Raw genomic sequence first — 19,387 nt, forward strand, 5'->3', positions numbered from 1 at the left:
TCGGAGCCTGCGGAGCATGCACAGAGGACGGTCCGACGTGTGCCGGTACGGGGGACGTGCCGGCGTGACGCCACCGGTGTGACGTCTGTGACGTCATCAGAGTGGCTGTCGCGTTCGGTCGTGCCGGTGCCGGTGCCGACGGCCGAAGCCGGCCGTCGGCTCAGCGCGCGGCCGCGCGGCGCAGGACCTCCGAAGCGGATCCACCGGTGCGCGGCTGTATGGACTCGGCCGCCGCGAGCGACTCCAGGGACTCCGGCGGTGAGTCCGCGTTGGGCCGACGGCCGCCGCGTCCCTCACCGAGTACCTGCCAGCCGTCACGCGTCAGCGTGATGTACGCCCCGCAGCGCAGCCCGTGCAACGTGCAGGCGTCGCGCAGCCCCCACATCCAGGCCCCGTCCTCCTCCGTCCACCGGGCGTCGCCGTCACGGCAGTAGAGCAGCACGGCGGTACGCACCGGGGTGCGGCGCCGCAGGTCGTGCGGGATGACCCGGCGCAACTGCGCGAGCAGCGCGTTGCGGAACATCCAGCCGTCCGCCGGAGCCGGCCGCCTGACGAAGGACGCGCTCGCGCTCAGCCGCTCGTCGGGATCGAGCACCGCCAGGATCGCGGTCGTGGGGCCGGGCCGATGTCGGGAGTGCAGCCCGCTGACGACCTCCCGGGGATCACGCAGTAGCGGAATCCCCGCAGCGGCCCATTCGGCGGGTTCGAGCATCCGGGTCAGTGGGTGGGCGGAAGTGGCGGCCGTCGACATCGATGCCGCCGAGGACGGAGCGAATCCGAAGGTCACGGTCCTCCCTTCGGCTACGCGCCCACACAGCGGGCGAGGTCGGACTGGGGGAGCGCGCCGCGGCACAGCCCGAACGGGCGGCCTCAGGAGGCCACGCGGGGCGCGAGGCCAATTCTTCCTGTCGAACTTGGTTGCGGCAACGAGCAATTGGGGCCACCGACCGTTATCTGGTGATCCGCTGCTTATATCCCTGCTCGGTATTTACCACCGCACCGCAGGAATCAACCTTGCACAGCGAGTACCAGCGGCAACACCCCCTGAGCGCCGGCCCGCCGCAGCATGCGCGCGGCCACCGCGAGCGTCCAGCCGGTGTCGGTCGAGTCGTCCACGAGCAGGACGGTCCCATCGGCTCCGGCGAGCGCCTCGGCCAGCGGAGGCGGCACCACCAGCGCGCCGTCCAAAGCCTTGAGCCGCTGTGCGCTGTTGCTCCTGGAGACCTGTGCGGCGTCGGCTCCCGGGGCGTACTCGATGGAACCCAGCAGAGGCAGGCGGCCGACCTCGGCGATCCGCGCGCCCAGCGACCGGACGAGGTGCGGCCGGCGCTGCGACGCCATGGTGACGACGCCGACCGGGCGCGCCACGGCGCCGGAACCGCCCGAGGCCCAACCGCCCGGTCCCTTGGCCCAGTCGGCCAGGACGCCGACCACGGCCTGCGCCACATCGTCCGGGACAGGTCCGTCCGGGGCCTGGGGGCCGAGCAGCGGTCGCAGTCGGTTCCCCCAGCCGATGTCCGAAAGCCTCCCCAGCGCCCGTCCGGTGGCGGCCTGCTCCCCGGCCGGGATGCGTCCCTTCAGGTCGACGCCCACGGCGGGCAGGCCCGTGGGCCACATCTTCCTGGGGTCCACCTCGATACCCGCGCGGCCGAGCTCGCCACGTGCCGAGTCCAGTGCGGACGAGGACACGGCGTCGGTGAACCGCGGCTTCGTGCAGGTGTCACAGCGGCCGCACGGGGCGGCCCCCTCGTCGTCCAGCTGCCGGCGCAGGAACTCCATCCGGCAGCCCGTCGTCGTCACGTAGTCACGCATGGCCTGCTGCTCGGCCGCGCGCTGCTTGGCCACCCACGCGTAGCGCTCGGTGTCGTACGTCCAGGGGGTGCCCGTGGAGATCCAGCCGCCCTTGACGCGCTTCACGGCGCCGTCCACGTCCAGGACCTTGAGCATCGTTTCGAGCCGTGACCGGCGCAGCTCCACCAGCGGTTCGAGCGCGGGGAGCGACAGCGGGCGGCCCGCCTGGCCGAGAACATCCAGGGTGCGCCTGACCTGCTCCTCCGGAGGGAAGGCGATCGATGCGAAGTACTGCCAGATCGCCTGGTCCTCCTTGCCGGGCAGGAGCAGCACCTCGGCGTGCTCGACCCCACGGCCCGCACGGCCCACCTGCTGGTAGTAGGCGATGGGTGAGGACGGCGAACCCAGGTGCACCACGAAGCCGAGGTCGGGCTTGTCGAAGCCCATGCCCAGCGCCGAGGTGGCGACAAGGGCCTTGACGCGGTTGGCGAGCAGGTCCTCCTCGGCCTGCTGGCGCTCCGCGTTCTCCGTCTTCCCCGTGTACGAGGCCACGGTGTGCCCGGCCTGCCGGAGGAAGGCGGTGACCTCCTCGGCGGCGGCCACGGTGAGCGTGTAGATGATCCCGGAGCCCGGCAGATCGACCAGGTGCTCGGCGAGCCAGGCCATCCGGTGGGCGGCGTCCGGCAACTGCAGCACGTTCAGGCTCAGGCTCTCGCGGTCCAGCGGGCCCCGCAGGACGAGGGCGTCGGTGCTTCCGCCGGTGCCCAGTTGCTCGGCGACGTCGGCGGTCACACGCGCGTTGGCCGTGGCAGTGGTCGCGAGGACCGGGACGCCCGCGGGAAGGTCGGCGAGCATCGTGCGCAGGCGGCGGTAGTCCGGCCGGAAGTCGTGGCCCCAGTCGGAGATGCAGTGCGCCTCGTCCACCACGAGGAGACCTGTCGCAGCCGCCAGTCTGGGCAGCACCTGGTCCCGGAAGTCCGGGTTGTTGAGCCGCTCCGGGCTCACCAGCAGGACGTCGACCTCACCCTCGGCGACCTCGTCCTGGATCGTGTCCCACTCCTCCGAATTGGACGAGTTGATGGTCCGCGCCCGGATGCCGGCGCGGGCGGCTGCCTCGACCTGGTTGCGCATGAGCGCGAGGAGCGGGGAGACGATCACGGTGGGACCGGCCCCTTGCCCGCGCAGCAGCGCGGTCGCGACGAAGTACACGGCCGACTTGCCCCAGCCGGTGCGCTGTACGACCAGGGCCCTGCGCTTGTCGGCCGCGAGGGCCTCGATGGCGCGCCACTGGTCCTCGCGCAGCCGGGCGTCGCCTCCCGGCGCGCCGACGAGGCGGGCGAGGACGGTGTCGGCCGCTGTGCGCAGCTCTTCGTTGCTCATGGCCCCATGCAACCCGATGGGTCGGACATCGCGCGAATGAGCCGGTCAGCTGTGGACAACTTCTGACGTGGCCATGGTCGTGGTTATCCACAGGTATAACCAGAATCCCGGGTTTCGCGGGATGGTCACGGCATGACGAATTACAGCGAACCGGCCGAGAACCCCGCCGACGGTGACACCGGCCGATGCGACGAGACCGCCGCGCAGAACGGCACGGACAGGCAGGACAGCCAGAGCCAGCAGAGCAATCACAGCCACCAGAGCAGGCAGAGCGGGTGGGAGGGCCACGACGGGACGACCTCTGCCGGTGCGGCACACACCGCGGTCGGCGGTTCACCTGGCGCGACCGGCAGCCTGTGTCCGAACCACCAGGTCACCCTCCGCACACCGGCCGAACTGGCCGACGCCCTGCCGTACCTGCTCGGATACCGGCCCGAGGACAGCATCGTGCTCGTCGCCCTGCACGACAGGGACGGGCGTGGCCGTTTCGGCGGACGGGCCCGACTCGGCATCCCGAGCCACGCGGACGACTGGCCGTCCGTGGCGCAGCAGCTGACGCACGGCCTGGTGAAGGGCAGCGAGCGAAGGGGGGCCCTGCCCGAGAGCATGGTCGCCTTCCTCTGTCACGAACCCGGGAAAGGGGAGTCGGGCCGGGCGGTCATGGAACGGCTGCGTCCGCTCGCCCAGCTGCTGCGCACGGCCTGCGGAGCACTCGACGTCCCGGTGATCGAGGCGCTGTGCATCTCGGACGGCCGCTTCTGGTCGTACTGCTGCCCCAGCGAGCACTGCTGTCCGCCGGACGGTACGTCCATGGGGCTGCCGGGCACGTCCGTGCTGGCGGCGGCTGCCACCTACGCCGGGCTGCAGGTGCGGGGCACCCTGCGGCAGTTGCGGGCGAGGCTCACGCCCTGGGAGAGCAAGGCGGCGCTGGAGCAGGAATCCGCGCTGGACGCGGTGAGCATGGCGCTGATTCCCCGGATTCTGGACGACGAGAGTCGCTCCGGGGTGGCGGCCGGCACCTTGGAGCTGGCCCGACAGGTCATGCGCCGGTTCGCCGACACCACCTCCGCAGCTCCGGGGCCCGGCACACTGCCGGCGGACCTCCGGGACGACGAGCTACTGCGTCACGAGGAGGCGGCCACGTTGATCCTCGGGCTGCAGGACCGCACCACCCGGGACCGGGCGGCAGTGTGGATGGAGGGGGACGAGGCCGGACCTGCCCTGCGTCTCTGGAGGGCCCTGGCACGCCGCTGCGTCGGATCGTACGGGGAGCACGCGGCGGCGCCCCTCACGCTCGCCGGGTGGGTCGCCTGGTCCTCGGGCGACGAGCTGGAGGCGCGCGAGGCCCTGGCCATGGCACTCGGAGCGGATTCCGGATACCTCTTCGCCCGGCTGCTCCACCAGGCGTGCAACGAGGGTCTGGACCCGGAGACGATCCGCCGCTGTCTGCGGGGGGAGCGCGCCGAGCATGCCGACGGTGAGGTGCTTGCCTCGTCGGCGGCGTGTGTGGGGCCGTCGGGCGCCGATGGGCTGCCCGGAGAGGTTCCGGCGGGGCCCGCCAAGGGCTCCGCCCGTCGCCGACGCAGGTCGCGCGCCGCGGAGGGCGTGGTCGACCGGCCTGGTTCCCGACCGGCCGGTACGGGTGGCACACGCCGTCCTCGCGCCGCTCCTTCCGGTTCGGCGTCCCATGCGCAGGGAGGTCCGGGCCGCGATGGCGACGGCACTCCTGGTGCGACTCGCTCTCGCCGCACCGGGCGGTCCGGAACGCCGAAGAGTGAGTCGAAGGGCGAGGCGTGAGGTCGGCGCCAGGGGCGGGGCGGGGTGTCCAGTGAGGCCGTGGGCTTCCGGGAGTCAGTCAGGCCGGCCGGGCCGCGGTGTCGGTGGATCGGCCGGTCGGGTCCGATCGGCGGGCTTGCGCCGACCCGGGCGTGACTCGGGACAGGTCAGCTCCGTTCACCTGTGTGGCGCAGCCCGCAAGCGTGCCGTGCCCTCGCATCGGCCTCGCCCCGTCGGAGCCCTCGCACCTCGCCGAGCCCTCATACACCGCCGAGCATCCACTCAGCGCACGGAGTACGGAAGAAGCCGCCCCATGCCTCTGCCCACCCCGTCCTCCATGCCCTCCGGCCCGAACAGCGGCCCGTCGTCCTTCGGCAGTTCCGACCGGCCCTCAATGGGTCGCGGCGCCGCCCTTGCCCCGCAGACGGCGCCGGTCGTGCCACGCGGCACGGTGTCCCTGCCACCCGCCCACGCCGCACTGATCTGTGTCGCCCTGCCGGGGCTCGCCATCTCCACGGATCAGGGGCAGCTGACGGGACATGGCCTTGAGGGCTTCTACCGATCGGGCCGGCGCGTGCTCTCCCGGTGCCGGCTGCGGGTGGCGGGCCGGGAGCCGCTCGCGGTCCAGGCCCGGATGGTCGCGCCCGACCAGGCGCGATTCGCGGCGGTCCTGAGCCTCCGCGCCGACGGTGGCCCCGACCCGGACGTCCTGGTCGAACGTATGCGATACGCGGACGGCACGGAGCGGATCACCCTGCGCAGCGCGGCCGACCGGCCTCTGCGCCTCCCCGTCGAGGTGGCGCTCGGCACGGACCTGGCCGAACTGGGTGCGGTCGCGGCGGGGAGAGCCGGCCCCGATCTGCCGGCCAGCGTCCACGACTCGGGCATGCGGTGGTCGTGTGCCACCGGGGACTCCGTTGTCACGGCCGACCCGCCGCCCGCGGATGCGCTGGCCTCCGCCGGGCTGCTGCGCTGGGAGTTCGAACTGCTTCCCGGCGGCGCCCGTAGCGTGGAACTGCGGGTGGGTCCGGCGGGGGCGAGGCCCCTGCGGGTCGTCGCGCGTGGTGCCACAAGCCCCCTCGCTCCGGCCCGGGCCGATAGTGACGATCCACGGGCCGAGGCACTTCTGCGCGCCAGCATCGAGGATCTGCAGGCCCTTCTGCTGCGTGACCCCGTGCAGCCGTCCGACGCACACCTGGCGGCCGGGGCCCCCTGGCGCTGCGGCATGGCACCGGCCGAGGCTCTGGCGGCAGCTCGCATGACTCTGCCGCTGGGTACGCGTCTCGCCGCGGGAACCCTGCGAACCCTCGCCCGCACCCAACTCGTGGGCGCCGGACCAGGCTCCGGTCTGATTCCCGGCCCGCGCAGGCAGGCCGGTGCGCAACTGCCACCGACCTGCACGGGGCAGGAAGCGACGCTGTTGTTTCCCGTGGTGCTCGCGGAGGCCCGCCGCTGGGGGCTCTCCGGGGCGGAGACGGAGGAGTTGCTGCCCGCGGCCGAACGTTGCCTCCAGTGGCTGCGGACCGCGGTCGGGGACGGTACGTACCTGGCGGACCCGCACCCGGGCGGGCCATGGCGCTGTGAGACACAGGCGCACGCTCATCGGGCCGCTCTGCTGGGCGCCGACCTCCTCGACGCGTACGGCAGGGAAGGCGGCGCCGAGTTGCGGCGGTGGGCGGGGGCTATGAGTACGGCGTTCCGGCAGGACTTCTGGATCGAGGACAGAGGAGGCGGCAGACCGGCCGCGGCCCTGCTGCCGGGTGGACGGATCGTGCCGTACCTGGGTTCCGGCGGTGTCCACCTGCTCGATACCGGACTGCTCGGAGCGGGTGCGGCGGCACCGGGTCTGCTCGATCAGGCGCAGACGGAACAGCTCGCGCGTCTGCTCGGCGGACCCGCCATGGACTCGGGCTGGGGACTGCGCAGCCTCGGGGTGAAGGAGACGGGCTACAACCCCTTCGGGCATCGGAGCGGTGCCGTGCGCGTCCATGAGACGGCACTCGCCGTGGCGGGGCTGGCCGCAGCGGGTTACGAGAAGGAGGCGAGTGCGCTGCTGCTGGGCGTGCTGGCGGCGGCGGAGGCCTTCGGTCACCGGCTGCCGGAGATGTACGCGGGGGAGCGGCGCACGGAAGGCGGTTCCCCGGTTCCGCATCCGGCGGCCTGCAGACCGGCGGCCACCGCCGCGGCCGCCGGTGTCCTCCTGCTCGCCACGCTCACCGGGATCCGTCCCGACGTGCCGGCCGGCACGGTGACGCTGCGTCCGGTGCGCGGTGCTCCGCTGGGAGAGATCGGGCTGACCGGCCTGCGCGTCGCGGGTGCCCCCTTCTCCGTACGTGTCAGCAGGCTGGGTCTGGCCATGGTCGAGGAGGCGGCCGACGGGCTCCAGCTGGGGGCGTGAGGATCGGTCCCCCGCGGACCTGGGCTCACGAGGGCCGCTGTGTGCTGTCCGAGGGCGTCGGATCCCCATGTGAGCGACCCGTGAAGAGAGTGTTTATCGTCAGGCAGACGACTATGATCGCGGCATGCCCTACGACCCGTCAGCTTTCGCGCCGTTCGCCGTCACCGTCGACCTGGTCGTGCTGACCGTGCGTCGTCACGCGCTGTGCGCGCTGGCGATCCGCAGGGGCGAGCCGCCCTTCCAGGGGCGGTGGGCACTGCCCGGTGGGTTCGTGCGGCCCGACGAAGACCTGTCGCAGGCCGCGGCCCGGGAGCTGCGGGAGGAGACCGGGCTGTGCGCACACTCCCCGGACGCTCCCGTGCAGGCGAACGGGGCTCACCTGGAGCAGCTCGCGACCTACGGCGACCCCAAGCGTGACCCGCGCATGAGGGTCGTCAGCGTCGCCCATCTCGCTCTCGCGCCCGACCTGCCCGCGCCCAGAGCCGGCGGAGACGCGAACAGCGCGCGCTGGGCTCCCGTCGAGGACCTGCTTCAGCAGGGCGGCTACGGACGTGACGGGGAGCAGGCCGCGCCCCTCGCCTTCGATCACGCCCAGATCCTGTCGGACGGCGTGGAGCGTGCCCGTTCCAAGATCGAGTACTCGTCGCTGGCCACGGCCTTCTGCCCGCCCGAGTTCACGGTCGGAGAGCTGCGCCGCGTGTACGAGGCGGTGTGGGGGGTGGCGCTCGACCCGCGCAACTTCCACCGCAAGGTGACCGGTACGCCGGGTTTCCTCGTCCCCACGGGCGGGACCACGACCCGGCAGGGCGGCCGTCCCGCCCAGCTCTTCCGGGCGGGCGGCGCCACCCTGCTCAACCCGCCGATGCTCCGCCCCGAAGTCTGACGCCGAGCCGGGAGCCGTCGGCCACGACGACGGCACTGAGGCAAAGCGGCCGGACCGGCGGGAAGGCTGCTCCCGGGCGCGCCCGAGGTGACCGGGAAACGGTACATATCGCGCTATCTTGCTTTGGGTGATCCAGGCCATCGGACTGACCAGCAACGCCCGCAAGGAGCTTCCCCCCGCTGTCGACGACGTCTCTTTCGAGGCGCCCCCCGGCCGCGTCACGGCGCTCCTCGGAGCCCCGGGCGCAGGCAAGACAACCGCCCTCAGGCTCATGCTCGAACTGCAACAGGGCCGCGGAATCACCTACTTCAGAGGCCGCCCGCTGCACCGCATCGCCCACCCCTCGCGCGAGGTGGGCGTTCTCCTCGGTGAGGTTCCCGGCCACCCGGCACGCACGGTCCGGGGCCAACTCCGCATGCTGTGCGCCGCGGCGGGCGTACCCGCGCGCCGCGCCGACGACGTCCTGGAGGTGGTGGGGCTGGTCAGCCTGCGTGACGAACGTCTGGGAACTCTCTCGCGAGGTATGGACCGCCGCCTGGGCCTCGCTTGTGCCCTGCTGGCCGATCCGCACACCCTCGTGCTCGACGGCGCCACGGACGGACTCTCCGCTCGCGAAAGCCGCTGGCTGCACGGAGTGCTGCGCGCCCACGCCGATGCGGGCGGCACCGTGCTGTTCGCCACGGACGACCCCAGGGAGGCCGCGCGGACCGCCGACCGGGTCGTCACGCTGGAGAAGGGCAGGCTCGTCGCCGACCAGGAGGCCGCGGATTTCGCCCGCACCCGGCTCCGGCCGCGCGTCGTCGTCCGGAGCCCGCACGCCGCCCGGCTCGGTGCCCTGCTGGTCAAGGAGGCCCGCGCCGACCGGTGTTCCGTCGAGGTCGTGCGGGAGGACGGCAACCGCCTTTCCGTGTACGGCAGCACCTGTGCGGACATCGGCGAGTCCGCCTACCGCCACGGCATCCTCGTACATCAACTCGCCGACGAGGTGGGGGACATGGGGGCGGCGTCCGCGCCGGAACCGGAGGAGCGTCCCCGGGCGGGGGAGGTGGAGACCGAGGTCGAGGACGGGGGTGGGGCCGGTCCTTCGGTGCGGAGCGCGGGGGTGCGGGGCGGGCGTGAACTGTCGCCGCTGCCGCCGCCCGTCACCGTCCGCCGGGGCGCCGGCCCCCTGCGTCCGTTGCGCTACGAGCTGCGCCGGGCGGCGGGAGTCGCGACGGGCTGGCTCACCGCGGCCGCCGTGCTCGCGGTCTCCGCCCTCGTGTCCGTACTCCTCGCCAGAGCGGGCCACACACCGCAGTCGCGGTTGCTCGCCGCGTGGCCGCGGGACTTTCCCCTGCCGCCCGCGGCGCTCGGTGCGGGACTGCTCGGCGCCTTCGCCTTCGGTGACGAGTTCCGTCACCCCGCACTGGCCACCGACCGCGGTACCGTCCCCCGGCGCCTTGGGCTGCTGGCCGCCAAACTCGTCGTCGCGGCGGCCACCGCGCTGACGCTCGCCCTCGGCGTGGTGGGTTTGAACGCCGAACTGCTCCACATCGTCTACGGACGGGAGCTGACCGGAGTTCCGCCGGACTGGATCCCTCTGGGTGCCAGTTGGATCGGTCTCGTGATCGGCTGCGCCTGGGCGGGTGTTCTGGCGGCGGGGATCTTCCGGTCCACCACGGCCGGTCTGGCGGCGGTGCTCGCCGTGCCGATCCTGGTCGTACCGCTGGTGCAGAAGGTTCTGGAGGGGCCGTCGGTCCGGACGGCCGCCGGGGTCTCGACGCGGCTGCGTGAGCTCGTACTGGTGCGGTGGCCGTTCGGGGGCGAGCACTATCTGGTCGCCGCGGCGGGAGTGATCGCCCAACCCGTCGCGGGCGCATTGATGTTGTCACTCACCGCTCTGCTCTGCGCTTATCTGCTCACGAGCCTGCGGAGCCGGGTTCGATGACGACCACCCGTGCACGTGTGTTCCCCTGATGCGCACAACTCCGCGCAGAACGCCCATTTCTTTACGATAAGGCGTCAATTGCGACGCGGTGAGCGATCACCCTTTCGTGTGCTTTTCACCAAAGACCTCAAGGGAGTTGGAGACGACGCCGACAAATGATCCGTGACTACCCTTGCGCACGCCATGATGACAGCCGCCCGTTCCGCAGATTCCGGCCTCACCGGTCCGGGCGAACTCGACCGCTACCCCTACGCGGAGGGACCCGGCGCGGACCGCGTCAGCAGCTCTGTGTGGGATGCCACGGACCCCGACCTGGGCCGCATGGGGCGACGTGCCGCCGGAAGTCGCGGCCGCGGCCTGCATGGCCAACTGGTTCAGCAGCTGGGTCAGATGATCGTCTCCGGGGACCTGGGCGCCGACCGCCCGCTCGTCCCCGAGGAGATCGGCCAGCGATTCGAGGTCTCCCGCACCGTCGTCCGTGAGTCCCTGCGCGTCCTTGAGGCGAAGGGCCTGGTCAGTGCCCGCCCCAATGTCGGCACACGGGTACGTCCGGTCAGCGACTGGAACCTCCTGGACCCCGACATCATCGAATGGCGCGCCTTCGGCCCGCAGCGCGACGACCAGCGTCGTGAGCTGAGCGAGCTGCGCTGGACGATCGAGCCGCTGGCCGCCCGCCTTGCCGCCGGGCACGGTCGGCCGGAGGTCCAGCAGCGGCTCACCGACATGGTCGAGATCATGGGGCACGCGATGGGGCAGGGTGACGCGCTCACCTTCTCGCGGGCCGACGCGGAGTTCCACTCGCTGCTCATCCAGGTCGCGGGCAACCGCATGCTGGAGCACCTCTCCGGGATCGTGTCGGCCGCGCTCCAGGTGTCCGGCGGCCCGATCGCGGGCTGCGACCGGCCGACCGAGGCCTCCCTCTCGCACCACGCCCGCATCGCCGACGCGCTCGCGGCGGGCGACGCCTCGGGCGCGGAGGCGGCCATGCGGCAGCTGCTCACCGTTCACCCCGAGGTGGAGCGCGTCGTGCCCGCGCCGCGCGAGCACTGATCGCGTACCGCGGGTGGCGCGGTCGGGAGCGTTCGCCCGGCGTGGCACCGTTCGGCCGGCGAACCGTCTGCCGCCGGGCCCCGCCGGATCCTCCAGGAGTCCGGCGGGGCCCGGCGGTGCGATGGGTGCTGGAATCGGCCACCGACCACCTTTGACCGCATCTGGCAGTTTTAGATGCTTACGGGGTGTGACTCGGGCCACGCAGATTGGGCGTAACACTCTTCGGGACAGCGCGATGACCTAAGAGGTGACAGCCGAGTAGGGAATACGGGCGCCGCTTCAGGCGCTGTGACTCTCCCCGGCTCCCGCCCGCGCCGTCGGCCCACTCCAAAGCCGGCGGTCGTCGGCTCCTCTCCGCAGTGGACGGGGCCGGAAGCCGTTTTCCAACGTTCCGAGAGGTTGTTCGTGTCGGCCAGCACATCCCGTACGCTCCCGCCGGAGATCGCCGAGTCCGTCTCTGTCATGGCGCTCATTGAGCGGGGAAAGGCTGAGGGGCAGATCGCCGGCGATGACGTGCGTCGGGCCTTCGAAGCTGACCAGATTCCGGCCACTCAGTGGAAGAACGTACTGCGCAGCCTCAACCAGATCCTCGAGGAAGAGGGTGTGACGCTGATGGTCAGTGCCGCGGAGCCGAAGCGCACCCGGAAGAGCGTCGCAGCGAAGAGTCCCGCCAAGCGCACCGCCACCAAGACCGTCGCGGCGAAGACGGCGACGGTCAAGAAGGCCACCGCCACCGCCACGCCGACCGTGTCCGAGGTCGACGATCCCGCTGAGGACGTGACCGCCAAGAAGGCCGCGGTCAAGAAGACGACCGCCAAGAAGGCGGTCGCGAAGAAGACCGTCGCCAAGAAGACGGCGGCGAAGAAGACCACCGCCAAGGGCGCCGACGCCGAGCAGGGCGACGACGAGGCGACCGAGGAGACTCCGGGCACGGCCAAGACCGGCGACGAGCCGACCGAGGACGGCGCCCAGGGCTTCGTGCTGTCCGACGAGGACGAGGACGACGCGCCCGCGCAGCAGGTCGCCGCGGCCGGTGCCACCGCCGACCCGGTCAAGGACTACCTCAAGCAGATCGGCAAGGTCCCGCTGCTCAACGCCGAGCAGGAGGTCGAGCTCGCCAAGCGCATCGAGGCCGGTCTGTTCGCCGAGGACAAGCTGGCCAACGCCGACAAGCTCGCCCCGAAGCTCAAGCGCGAGCTGGAGATCATCGCCGAGGACGGCCGCCGCGCCAAGAACCACCTCCTGGAGGCCAACCTCCGTCTGGTGGTCTCCCTGGCCAAGCGTTACACCGGCCGCGGCATGCTCTTCCTGGACCTCATCCAGGAGGGCAACCTCGGTCTGATCCGCGCGGTGGAGAAGTTCGACTACACCAAGGGCTACAAGTTCTCGACCTACGCCACGTGGTGGATCCGTCAGGCGATCACCCGCGCCATGGCCGACCAGGCCCGCACCATCCGTATCCCGGTGCACATGGTCGAGGTCATCAACAAGCTCGCGCGCGTGCAGCGCCAGATGCTCCAGGACCTGGGCCGCGAGCCCACTCCGGAGGAGCTGGCCAAGGAACTCGACATGACCCCCGAGAAGGTCATCGAGGTCCAGAAGTACGGCCGTGAGCCGATCTCCCTGCACACCCCCCTGGGTGAGGACGGCGACAGCGAGTTCGGTGACCTCATCGAGGACTCCGAAGCGGTCGTCCCGGCCGACGCGGTGAGCTTCACGCTCCTCCAGGAGCAGTTGCACTCCGTCCTGGACACCCTGTCCGAGCGTGAGGCGGGCGTCGTCTCGATGCGCTTCGGCCTCACCGACGGTCAGCCCAAGACCCTCGACGAGATCGGCAAGGTCTACGGCGTGACGCGTGAGCGCATCCGCCAGATCGAGTCCAAGACGATGTCGAAGCTGCGTCACCCGTCCCGCTCCCAGGTGCTGCGCGACTACCTGGACTAGGCCCCGGCCGCGGTACGCCACCGAGGGCCCGGCTCCCGTCAGGGGAGCCGGGCCCTCGGTGCGTGCGGAGTGCGGAGCGCCGCCGACTGGATCACTCTGGGTGTCTCGTGACAACCCCAGAGTGAGGAGCGCGCATGCGTCGTACCTTCGCCCGTGTACTGGCCCTCGTGGCTGCGGTCGCGGTGATACCGCTGGCATCCCCGGTTCCCGCGACGGCCGGCGTCGTCATCGGCGGCCACCCCGTGGACATCGCGGAGGCTCCCTGGATGGTGGCCCTGGCCAGCCGTGACCGGTTCGGGGGAACACGCGCGGGACAGTTCTGCGGGGGAGTGGTGATCGGGCGCGACACGGTGCTGACGGCCGCCCACTGCCTGGGTGAGGAGGTGCTGGGCGCGCCCCCCGGGCAGGTCCGGGACCTGAGGATCGTCGCGGGTCGCGGGGATCTGCGGGCCCAGGGGGGCAAGGAGATCGCCGTGCGCGACATCTGGATCAATCCGCGGCACGACAGCTACACGAATGCCGGGGACTTCGCCGTGCTCACCCTCGCGGAGCGGCTCGCCGCCGGTTCGGTCATCCGCGTGGCGGGCGCCGGCGACGCCGCCTACGAGCCCGGAACGGAAGCGGTGGTGTACGGCTGGGGCGACACGACGGGGGGCGGGGACTACGCGAGTTCCCTGCGGGCCTCGCATGTCCGCGTGCTGTCCGACGCGGTCTGCGAGAAGGCCTATCCGGGCAGTGCGGACGGAACGTATCTCGCCGGATCCATGCTGTGCGCGGGCGAGACGCGAGGGGGCCGGGACGCCTGTCAGGGGGACAGCGGTGGGCCCCTGGTCGCTCAGGGGCGGCTGGTCGGCCTTGTGTCGTGGGGAAGCGGCTGCGGACGGGTCGACAGCCCCGGGGTCTACATGAGGGCCTCAGAGGTCGCCACAGCGCTCGGAACGGGCCGCTGAGCGCCAACTGACGGCTTCCGTCCACAAGGACGCATGCGTCCTGTCTCCGTCGGCGAGCGCGCGTCTGCGCGGCCATGACGCGAACGGCCGCCCCTGGTGTCAGGGGCGGCCGTTCGGTCACCGGCCTGTGCCGGAGATGGCTCGTCGTCTGCGCGAAGTGTCAGTGCTCTTCGTCACTGGAGCTTGCCGGAGCGGCAGTCAACCGCTCCGTCTCGTCCTGTATCTCAGCGGCGATCTTCTTGAGTTCCGGCTCGAACTTGCGCCCGTGGTGGGCGCAGAAGAGCAGTTCACCACCGTTGAGGAGGACGACGCGCAGATATGCCTGGGCGCCGCAACGGTCGCAGCGGTCAGCGGCCGTCAGTGGGCTCGCGGGGGTCAGAACAGTAGTCACGTCGCCTCTTCTCTAGCTCGACGAGCTGTCGTACCAGGGTCAACATCCAACCAGGCCGAAAACGTTCCCGCTCGTGGCTCTTCCTCGAAAAAAATCTTTCCGAGTCGGCTGTCTGCTGCCGGTTGGCGGCGAATGAGCCGTATTGCGTGTCTTCGTGTCTTACGGGTTCGCGCTCTGTCAGGTTCAGTCCTCACCGGCTGGCTTGCCGGTTGTTCTTGAGGACGTGCCCGGAGCCTAAATGGTTCATGCCTGGAAGGGAACGTGATATGTACTTCACTCCAACGAGGGATCGAACAGGCATGCGACTCTGGACTAGTCTGCGTTTGGGGCGAGGGTGGCGTTACAACGGCTCTACCAGGCCTCGGTACCCTCGGACCGGTGACCGAAGCCGGACCCTTACCCAAAAGGGCCCCAACTGAAATTCAGCGAGGAGCGAACCGCGTGACCGCCGACACGTCCGTGCCGTCCACAGCCCTGCTGACCGGAGCAGACCGGGACGGTTCCAACTACACCGCGCGGCACCTGCTCGTCCTCGAAGGTCTAGAGGCCGTGCGGAAGCGCCCCGGCATGTACATCGGATCGACCGACAGCCGCGGTCTGATGCACTGCCTCTGGGAGATCATCGACAACTCCGTGGACGAAGCCCTCGGGGGGTACTGCGACCACATCGACGTGACCCTGCACGACGACGGTTCCGTCGAGGTGCGGGACAACGGCCGGGGCATTCCGGTCGATGTCGAGCCCAAAACCGGCCTTTCGGGCATCGAAGTCGTGATGACCAAGCTGCACGCCGGAGGAAAGTTCGGCGGCGGCTCGTACGCGGCCTCCGGCGGCCTGCACGGCGTGGGCGCCTCCGTGGTGAACGCGCTCTCGGCCCGCCTGGACGTCGAGGTGGACCGAGGAGGCAACACCCACGCGGTGAGCTTCCGGCGCGGCACGCCCGGCGCCTTCAAGGGCGACGGCGCCGACGCCACGTTCGACGCGTCCTCCGGGCTGCGCAAGCTCAAGAGGGTCCCCAAGACGCGCACCGGCACGCGCGTGCGCTACTGGGCCGACCGCCAGATCTTCCTCAAGGACGCCAAGCTCTCCCTGGAGAACCTCCACCAGCGCGCCCGGCAGACCGCCTTCCTGGTGCCCGGCCTGACCATCGTCGTCCGCGACGAGTACGGACTGGGCGAAGGCGGCAGCAAGGGCGAGGAGTCCTTCCGCTTCGACGGCGGCATCAGCGAGTTCTGCGAGTACCTGGCCACCGACAAGCCCATCTGCGACGTGCTCCGCTTCTCCGGCCAGGGCAGCTTCAAGGAGACGGTCCCGGTCCTCGACGACCACGGCCAGATGACTCCGACCGAAGTCACCCGTGAGCTGGGTGTGGACGTCGCGATGCGCTGGGGCACGGGCTACGACACGACGCTCAAGTCGTTCGTGAACATCATCGCCACGCCCAAGGGCGGCACCCACGTCGCGGGCTACGAGCAGGCTGTCGCCAAGACCGTCAACGAAGTGCTGCGCAGCAAGAAGCTGCTGCGCGTCGCCGAGGACGACGTCGTCAAGGACGACGCCCTGGAGGGCCTCACCGCCGTCGTCACCGTGCGTCTCGCGGAGCCCCAGTTCGAGGGGCAGACGAAGGAGGTGCTCGGCACCTCCGCGGCCCGCCGCATCGTGACGAACGTGGTCTCCAAGGAGCTCAAAGCGTTCCTGACCTCCACCAAGCGGGACGCGGCGGCACAGGCCCGGGTCGTCCTGGAGAAGGCGGTGGCCGCCGCCCGTACGAGGATCGCGGCCCGCCAGCACAAGGACGCCCAGCGGCGCAAGACGGCCCTGGAGTCCTCCTCGCTCCCCGCCAAGCTCGCCGACTGCCGCAGCGACGACGTGGAGCGCAGCGAGCTCTTCATCGTCGAGGGCGACTCGGCACTCGGCACCGCCAAGCTCGCCCGGAACTCCGAGTTCCAGGCGCTCCTGCCGATCCGCGGAAAGATCCTCAACGTTCAGAAGTCATCCGTGTCCGACATGCTGAAGAACGTCGAGTGCGGCGCGATCATCCAGGTCATAGGAGCGGGTTCGGGGCGCACCTTCGATCTCGACGCGGCCCGCTACGGAAAGATCATCCTGCTCGTCGACGCCGATGTCGACGGGGCGCACATCCGCTGTCTGCTCCTGACGCTCTTCCAGCGCTACATGCGGCCCATGGTCGAGGCCGGCCGGGTGTTCGCGGCGGTGCCGCCGCTGCACCGGATCGAGCTGAGCCAGCCCAAGAAGGGCCAGGACAAGTACATCTACACGTACTCGGACCGGGAGCTTCGGGAGACCCTGCTCGAACTGCAGCGGAAGAACGTGCGCTACAAGGACTCGATCCAGCGTTACAAGGGCCTTGGAGAGATGGACGCGGACCAGTTGGCCGAGACGACCATGGACCCGCGCCACCGCACACTGCGCCGGATCAACATCACGGACCTCGAAGCCTCCGAGCAGGTGTTCGACCTGCTGATGGGTAACGACGTCGCTCCGCGCAAGGAGTTCATCTCCAGCTCCGCGGCGACCCTGGACCGCTCGCGCATCGACGCGTAGGCGGCCACACCGACGCGTACACGGTCCCAAGGGGCCGGCCGGACCTCCGGTCGGCCCCTTCGGCTTGTTGGCCTCACGGGCCCTGCTCAGGCCGTCCGTTACGCCTTCGGGAAGGGACTTGTGCGGCCACCAGGGGGGTGAATCACCTGATGGGGTGAAGTGCGGGGAGAGAAGAGTCAGGGATCTTCCCGTTCTGTCCATCCTTGGGCACGCGGCCGAAACGGGCGGCGGACAAGGAGAGTTCGGTGGAGAAGCACGACGGTCCCGACCCAGGACAGGTCCGGATCGACGACCCCTGGTACGACGCGCTCGCCTCCGGGTGGGGCGAGTTGGACGGTACGGGTGCGCCCGCTCCCGCTGTGCCACCCGCGCGCGGGGAGCGGGAGGACCTGAGCGCTCGTACCGCCGACATCTATCTGGAAGTGCAGCGCAGCGCCGCCTTCCAGGAGGTGCGCAGCCGGTATCGGAGGTTCGTGATTCCGGCCGTCGCGGTGTTCTTCACCTGGTACGTGGCGTACGTCGTGACCGCGACCACGGCGCCGGACCTCATGGCACGGCCCGTGGCAGGCGCGGTCAACGTGGCGATGGTCGCGGGCCTCGGGCAGTTCCTCACGACGTTCCTCTTCACCTGGGCCTACGCGCGGCACGCACGGCTGCGCAGGGACCGGGCCGCGCTCGATCTGCGCTGGGACACCCAGGAGCTGACGCGCGGCGTCACGGGTGGTGGGAGGTGACGGGCAACCATCAGACGCTGGCCCTGCTGCTCTTCGGCGTGTTCGTCGCGATCACTCTGGGGATCACGACCTGGGTGAGCCGTCACCGGCACGGCTCGGCGGAGGAGTTCTACGCGGGCGGCCGGCTCTTCTCGCCGATGGAGAATGGTTTTGCCATCGCGGGCGACTACATGTCCGCCGCCTCCTTCCTGGGCATCTCTGGGCTGATCGCGCTCTTCGGCTACGACGGCCTGCTGTACTCGGTGGGGTTCCTCGTCGCGTGGCTGGTCGTCCTCTTCCTGGTCGCCGAACTGGTCCGCAACTGCGGACGGTTCACGCTCGCCGACGTCGTCGCCGCCCGGATGAGCGAGCGGCCGGTGCGCATCGCGGCGGGCACGTCCTCGGTGACGGTGTCGGTCCTCTACCTGGTCGCCCAGATGGTCGGAGCGGGCAGCCTGGTCGCGCTGCTGCTGGGAGGCACGAGCGAGGCGGCACAGACCTGGACGGTCATCGGCGTCGGCGCCCTCATGGTGGTGTACGTGTCGTTCGGCGGGATGCGGGCCACCACATGGATCCAGATCGTCAAGGCTGTCCTGCTCATGGGCGGGGCGATCGCGTTGACCGTGCTCGTACTGGTGCGGTTCCACGGGGACTTCGACCAGTTGCTGCGCACGGCCGCGGAGCGGAGCGGGCACGGGAAGTCGTTCCTGGCGCCCGGTCTGAAGTACGGCGGGGACTGGACGGCGCGCCTCGACTTCATCAGCCTGGGACTGGCTCTGGTGCTCGGCACGGCGGGCCTGCCGCACATCCTGTCGCGCTTCTACACCGTGCCGACGGCCCGTGCCGCCCGTCGCTCGGTCGTCTGGTCGATCGGGCTGATCGGCGGGTTCTACCTGATGACGATCGTGCTGGGGTTCGGAGCGGCGGCGATCGTCGGCCCCGACGCCGTACGCGGATCGAACGCGGCAGGGAACACGGCTGTTCCGCTGCTGGCGCTCGATCTTGGGGGCGGGGCCTCGTCCACCGGAGGAACGGTTCTTTTCGCGGTCGTCGCCGCGATCGCCTTCGCCACGATCCTCGCGGTGGTCGCCGGCATCACCCTCGCCTCCTCGGCTTCCGTCGCCCACGACCTCTACGCGTCGCTGCGGCGACGGCGTGCCAAGCCGCGCAGTGAGGTGGCCGTGGCACGGGCCGCCGCGGTCGGGGTCGGCGTCGTGGCCATCGCGCTCGGCCTGCTCGCACGCGATCTCAATGTGGCGTTCCTGGTGGGACTGGCCTTCGCGGTCGCCGCGTCGGCGAACCTGCCCGTCCTGCTGTACTCACTGTTCTGGCGGAACTTCACGACACGCGGCGCGGTGTGGTCCGTGTACGGGGGCCTGGTGCCCGCCCTGGTGCTCGTGGTGCTGTCGCCCGTGGTGTCGGGCAGCCCCGGTTCGCTGTTCCCGGGCGTCGACCTGCAGTACTTCCCGCTGGACAATCCGGGCCTGGTGTCCATTCCGGCGGGCTTCGTCGCGGGGTGGCTCGGCACGGTCACTTCGACGGAGGCGCCGGACGAGGCCAGACACGCCGAGACGGAGGTACGGGCGCTCACAGGAGCGGGGGCGGTCTGAGGCCCGCCC

The 19,387-nt window shown here is 70.9% G+C and carries 13 protein-coding genes; 10 read left to right on the plus strand and 3 right to left on the minus strand.

From position 1 onward, the window contains the following. Positions 1–160 precede the first annotated feature (160 nt). Positions 161–787: a hypothetical protein gene (locus K3769_RS29830; protein WP_267029349.1), complete on the minus strand. Its 627-nt coding sequence runs from the start codon at positions 785–787 to the stop codon at positions 161–163. Positions 788–1,008: 221 nt separating this feature from the next. Then, positions 1,009–3,171, minus strand: a complete 2,163-nt coding sequence (locus K3769_RS29835; protein WP_267029350.1) for a RecQ family ATP-dependent DNA helicase — start codon at positions 3,169–3,171, stop codon at positions 1,009–1,011. A 132-nt stretch (positions 3,172–3,303) separates the two neighbouring features. On the opposite strand from K3769_RS29835, the gene K3769_RS29840 reads away from it, so the two are divergent. The 7 genes from K3769_RS29840 (at position 3,304) to K3769_RS29870 (ending at position 14,099) form a co-directional block, all read left to right on the plus strand. Next, positions 3,304–4,968: a DUF4192 domain-containing protein gene (locus tag K3769_RS29840; RefSeq protein WP_267029351.1), complete on the plus strand. Its 1,665-nt coding sequence runs from the start codon at positions 3,304–3,306 to the stop codon at positions 4,966–4,968. 292 nt (positions 4,969–5,260) lie between these two features. Further along, complete coding sequence (locus K3769_RS29845; protein ID WP_267029352.1) at positions 5,261–7,345, plus strand: glycogen debranching N-terminal domain-containing protein; 2,085 nt, start codon at positions 5,261–5,263, stop codon at positions 7,343–7,345. Positions 7,346–7,469: 124 nt separating this feature from the next. Continuing rightward, entirely contained in the window at positions 7,470–8,228 is a 759-nt protein-coding gene (locus K3769_RS29850) for an NUDIX hydrolase (RefSeq protein ID WP_267029353.1), read from the plus strand. A gap of 127 nt (positions 8,229–8,355) precedes the next feature. Further along, entirely contained in the window at positions 8,356–10,155 is a 1,800-nt protein-coding gene (locus K3769_RS29855; protein WP_267029354.1) for an ABC transporter ATP-binding protein, read from the plus strand. A 162-nt stretch (positions 10,156–10,317) separates the two neighbouring features. Beyond that, the gene (locus K3769_RS29860; RefSeq protein ID WP_267029355.1) at positions 10,318–11,205 is read left to right on the plus strand and encodes a FadR/GntR family transcriptional regulator; all 888 of its coding nucleotides are present in this window, start codon (positions 10,318–10,320) and stop codon (positions 11,203–11,205) included. Positions 11,206–11,610: 405 nt separating this feature from the next. Beyond that, entirely contained in the window at positions 11,611–13,149 is a 1,539-nt protein-coding gene (locus tag K3769_RS29865; RefSeq protein WP_267029356.1) for an RNA polymerase sigma factor, read from the plus strand. A gap of 134 nt (positions 13,150–13,283) precedes the next feature. Then, complete coding sequence (locus K3769_RS29870) at positions 13,284–14,099, plus strand: S1 family peptidase (RefSeq protein WP_267029357.1); 816 nt, start codon at positions 13,284–13,286, stop codon at positions 14,097–14,099. Between the two features lie 160 nt (positions 14,100–14,259). Here the strand turns inward: K3769_RS29870 and K3769_RS29875 are convergent, their stop codons facing one another. Continuing rightward, positions 14,260–14,490 carry a DUF7455 domain-containing protein gene (locus K3769_RS29875; RefSeq protein WP_267029358.1) on the minus strand — a complete coding sequence of 77 codons (231 nt, stop codon included), beginning with the start codon at positions 14,488–14,490 and terminating at the stop codon, positions 14,260–14,262. Between the two features lie 441 nt (positions 14,491–14,931). Between K3769_RS29875 and K3769_RS29880 the strand changes: the two genes are divergently transcribed. The 3 genes from K3769_RS29880 (at position 14,932) to K3769_RS29890 (ending at position 19,378) form a co-directional block, all read left to right on the plus strand. Then, on the plus strand, positions 14,932–17,055 hold the full coding sequence (locus K3769_RS29880; protein WP_267029359.1) for a DNA gyrase/topoisomerase IV subunit B: 2,124 nt from the start codon (positions 14,932–14,934) through the stop codon (positions 17,053–17,055). Positions 17,056–17,300: 245 nt separating this feature from the next. Then, positions 17,301–17,789, plus strand: coding sequence for a DUF485 domain-containing protein (locus tag K3769_RS29885; RefSeq protein WP_267029360.1), 489 nt, complete (start codon positions 17,301–17,303; stop codon positions 17,787–17,789). Further along, complete coding sequence (locus K3769_RS29890) at positions 17,786–19,378, plus strand: monocarboxylic acid transporter (protein WP_267029361.1); 1,593 nt, start codon at positions 17,786–17,788, stop codon at positions 19,376–19,378. Before K3769_RS29885 ends, K3769_RS29890 begins: the two co-directional genes overlap by 4 nt. Positions 19,379–19,387: the final 9 nt, after the last annotated feature.

Source organism: Streptomyces ortus (genome assembly GCF_026341275.1).
In the GTDB taxonomy this organism is placed as follows: domain Bacteria; phylum Actinomycetota; class Actinomycetes; order Streptomycetales; family Streptomycetaceae; genus Streptomyces; species Streptomyces ortus.

Coding starts and splice junctions, on each gene's coding strand:
- K3769_RS29835 (WP_267029350.1), bottom strand. CDS start 3,171: ATGAGCAACGAAGAGCTGCGCACAGCGGCCGACACCGTCCTCGCCCGC.
- K3769_RS29840 (WP_267029351.1), top strand. CDS start 3,304: ATGACGAATTACAGCGAACCGGCCGAGAACCCCGCCGACGGTGACACC.
- K3769_RS29845 (WP_267029352.1), top strand. CDS start 5,261: ATGCCTCTGCCCACCCCGTCCTCCATGCCCTCCGGCCCGAACAGCGGC.
- K3769_RS29850 (WP_267029353.1), top strand. CDS start 7,470: ATGCCCTACGACCCGTCAGCTTTCGCGCCGTTCGCCGTCACCGTCGAC.
- K3769_RS29870 (WP_267029357.1), top strand. CDS start 13,284: ATGCGTCGTACCTTCGCCCGTGTACTGGCCCTCGTGGCTGCGGTCGCG.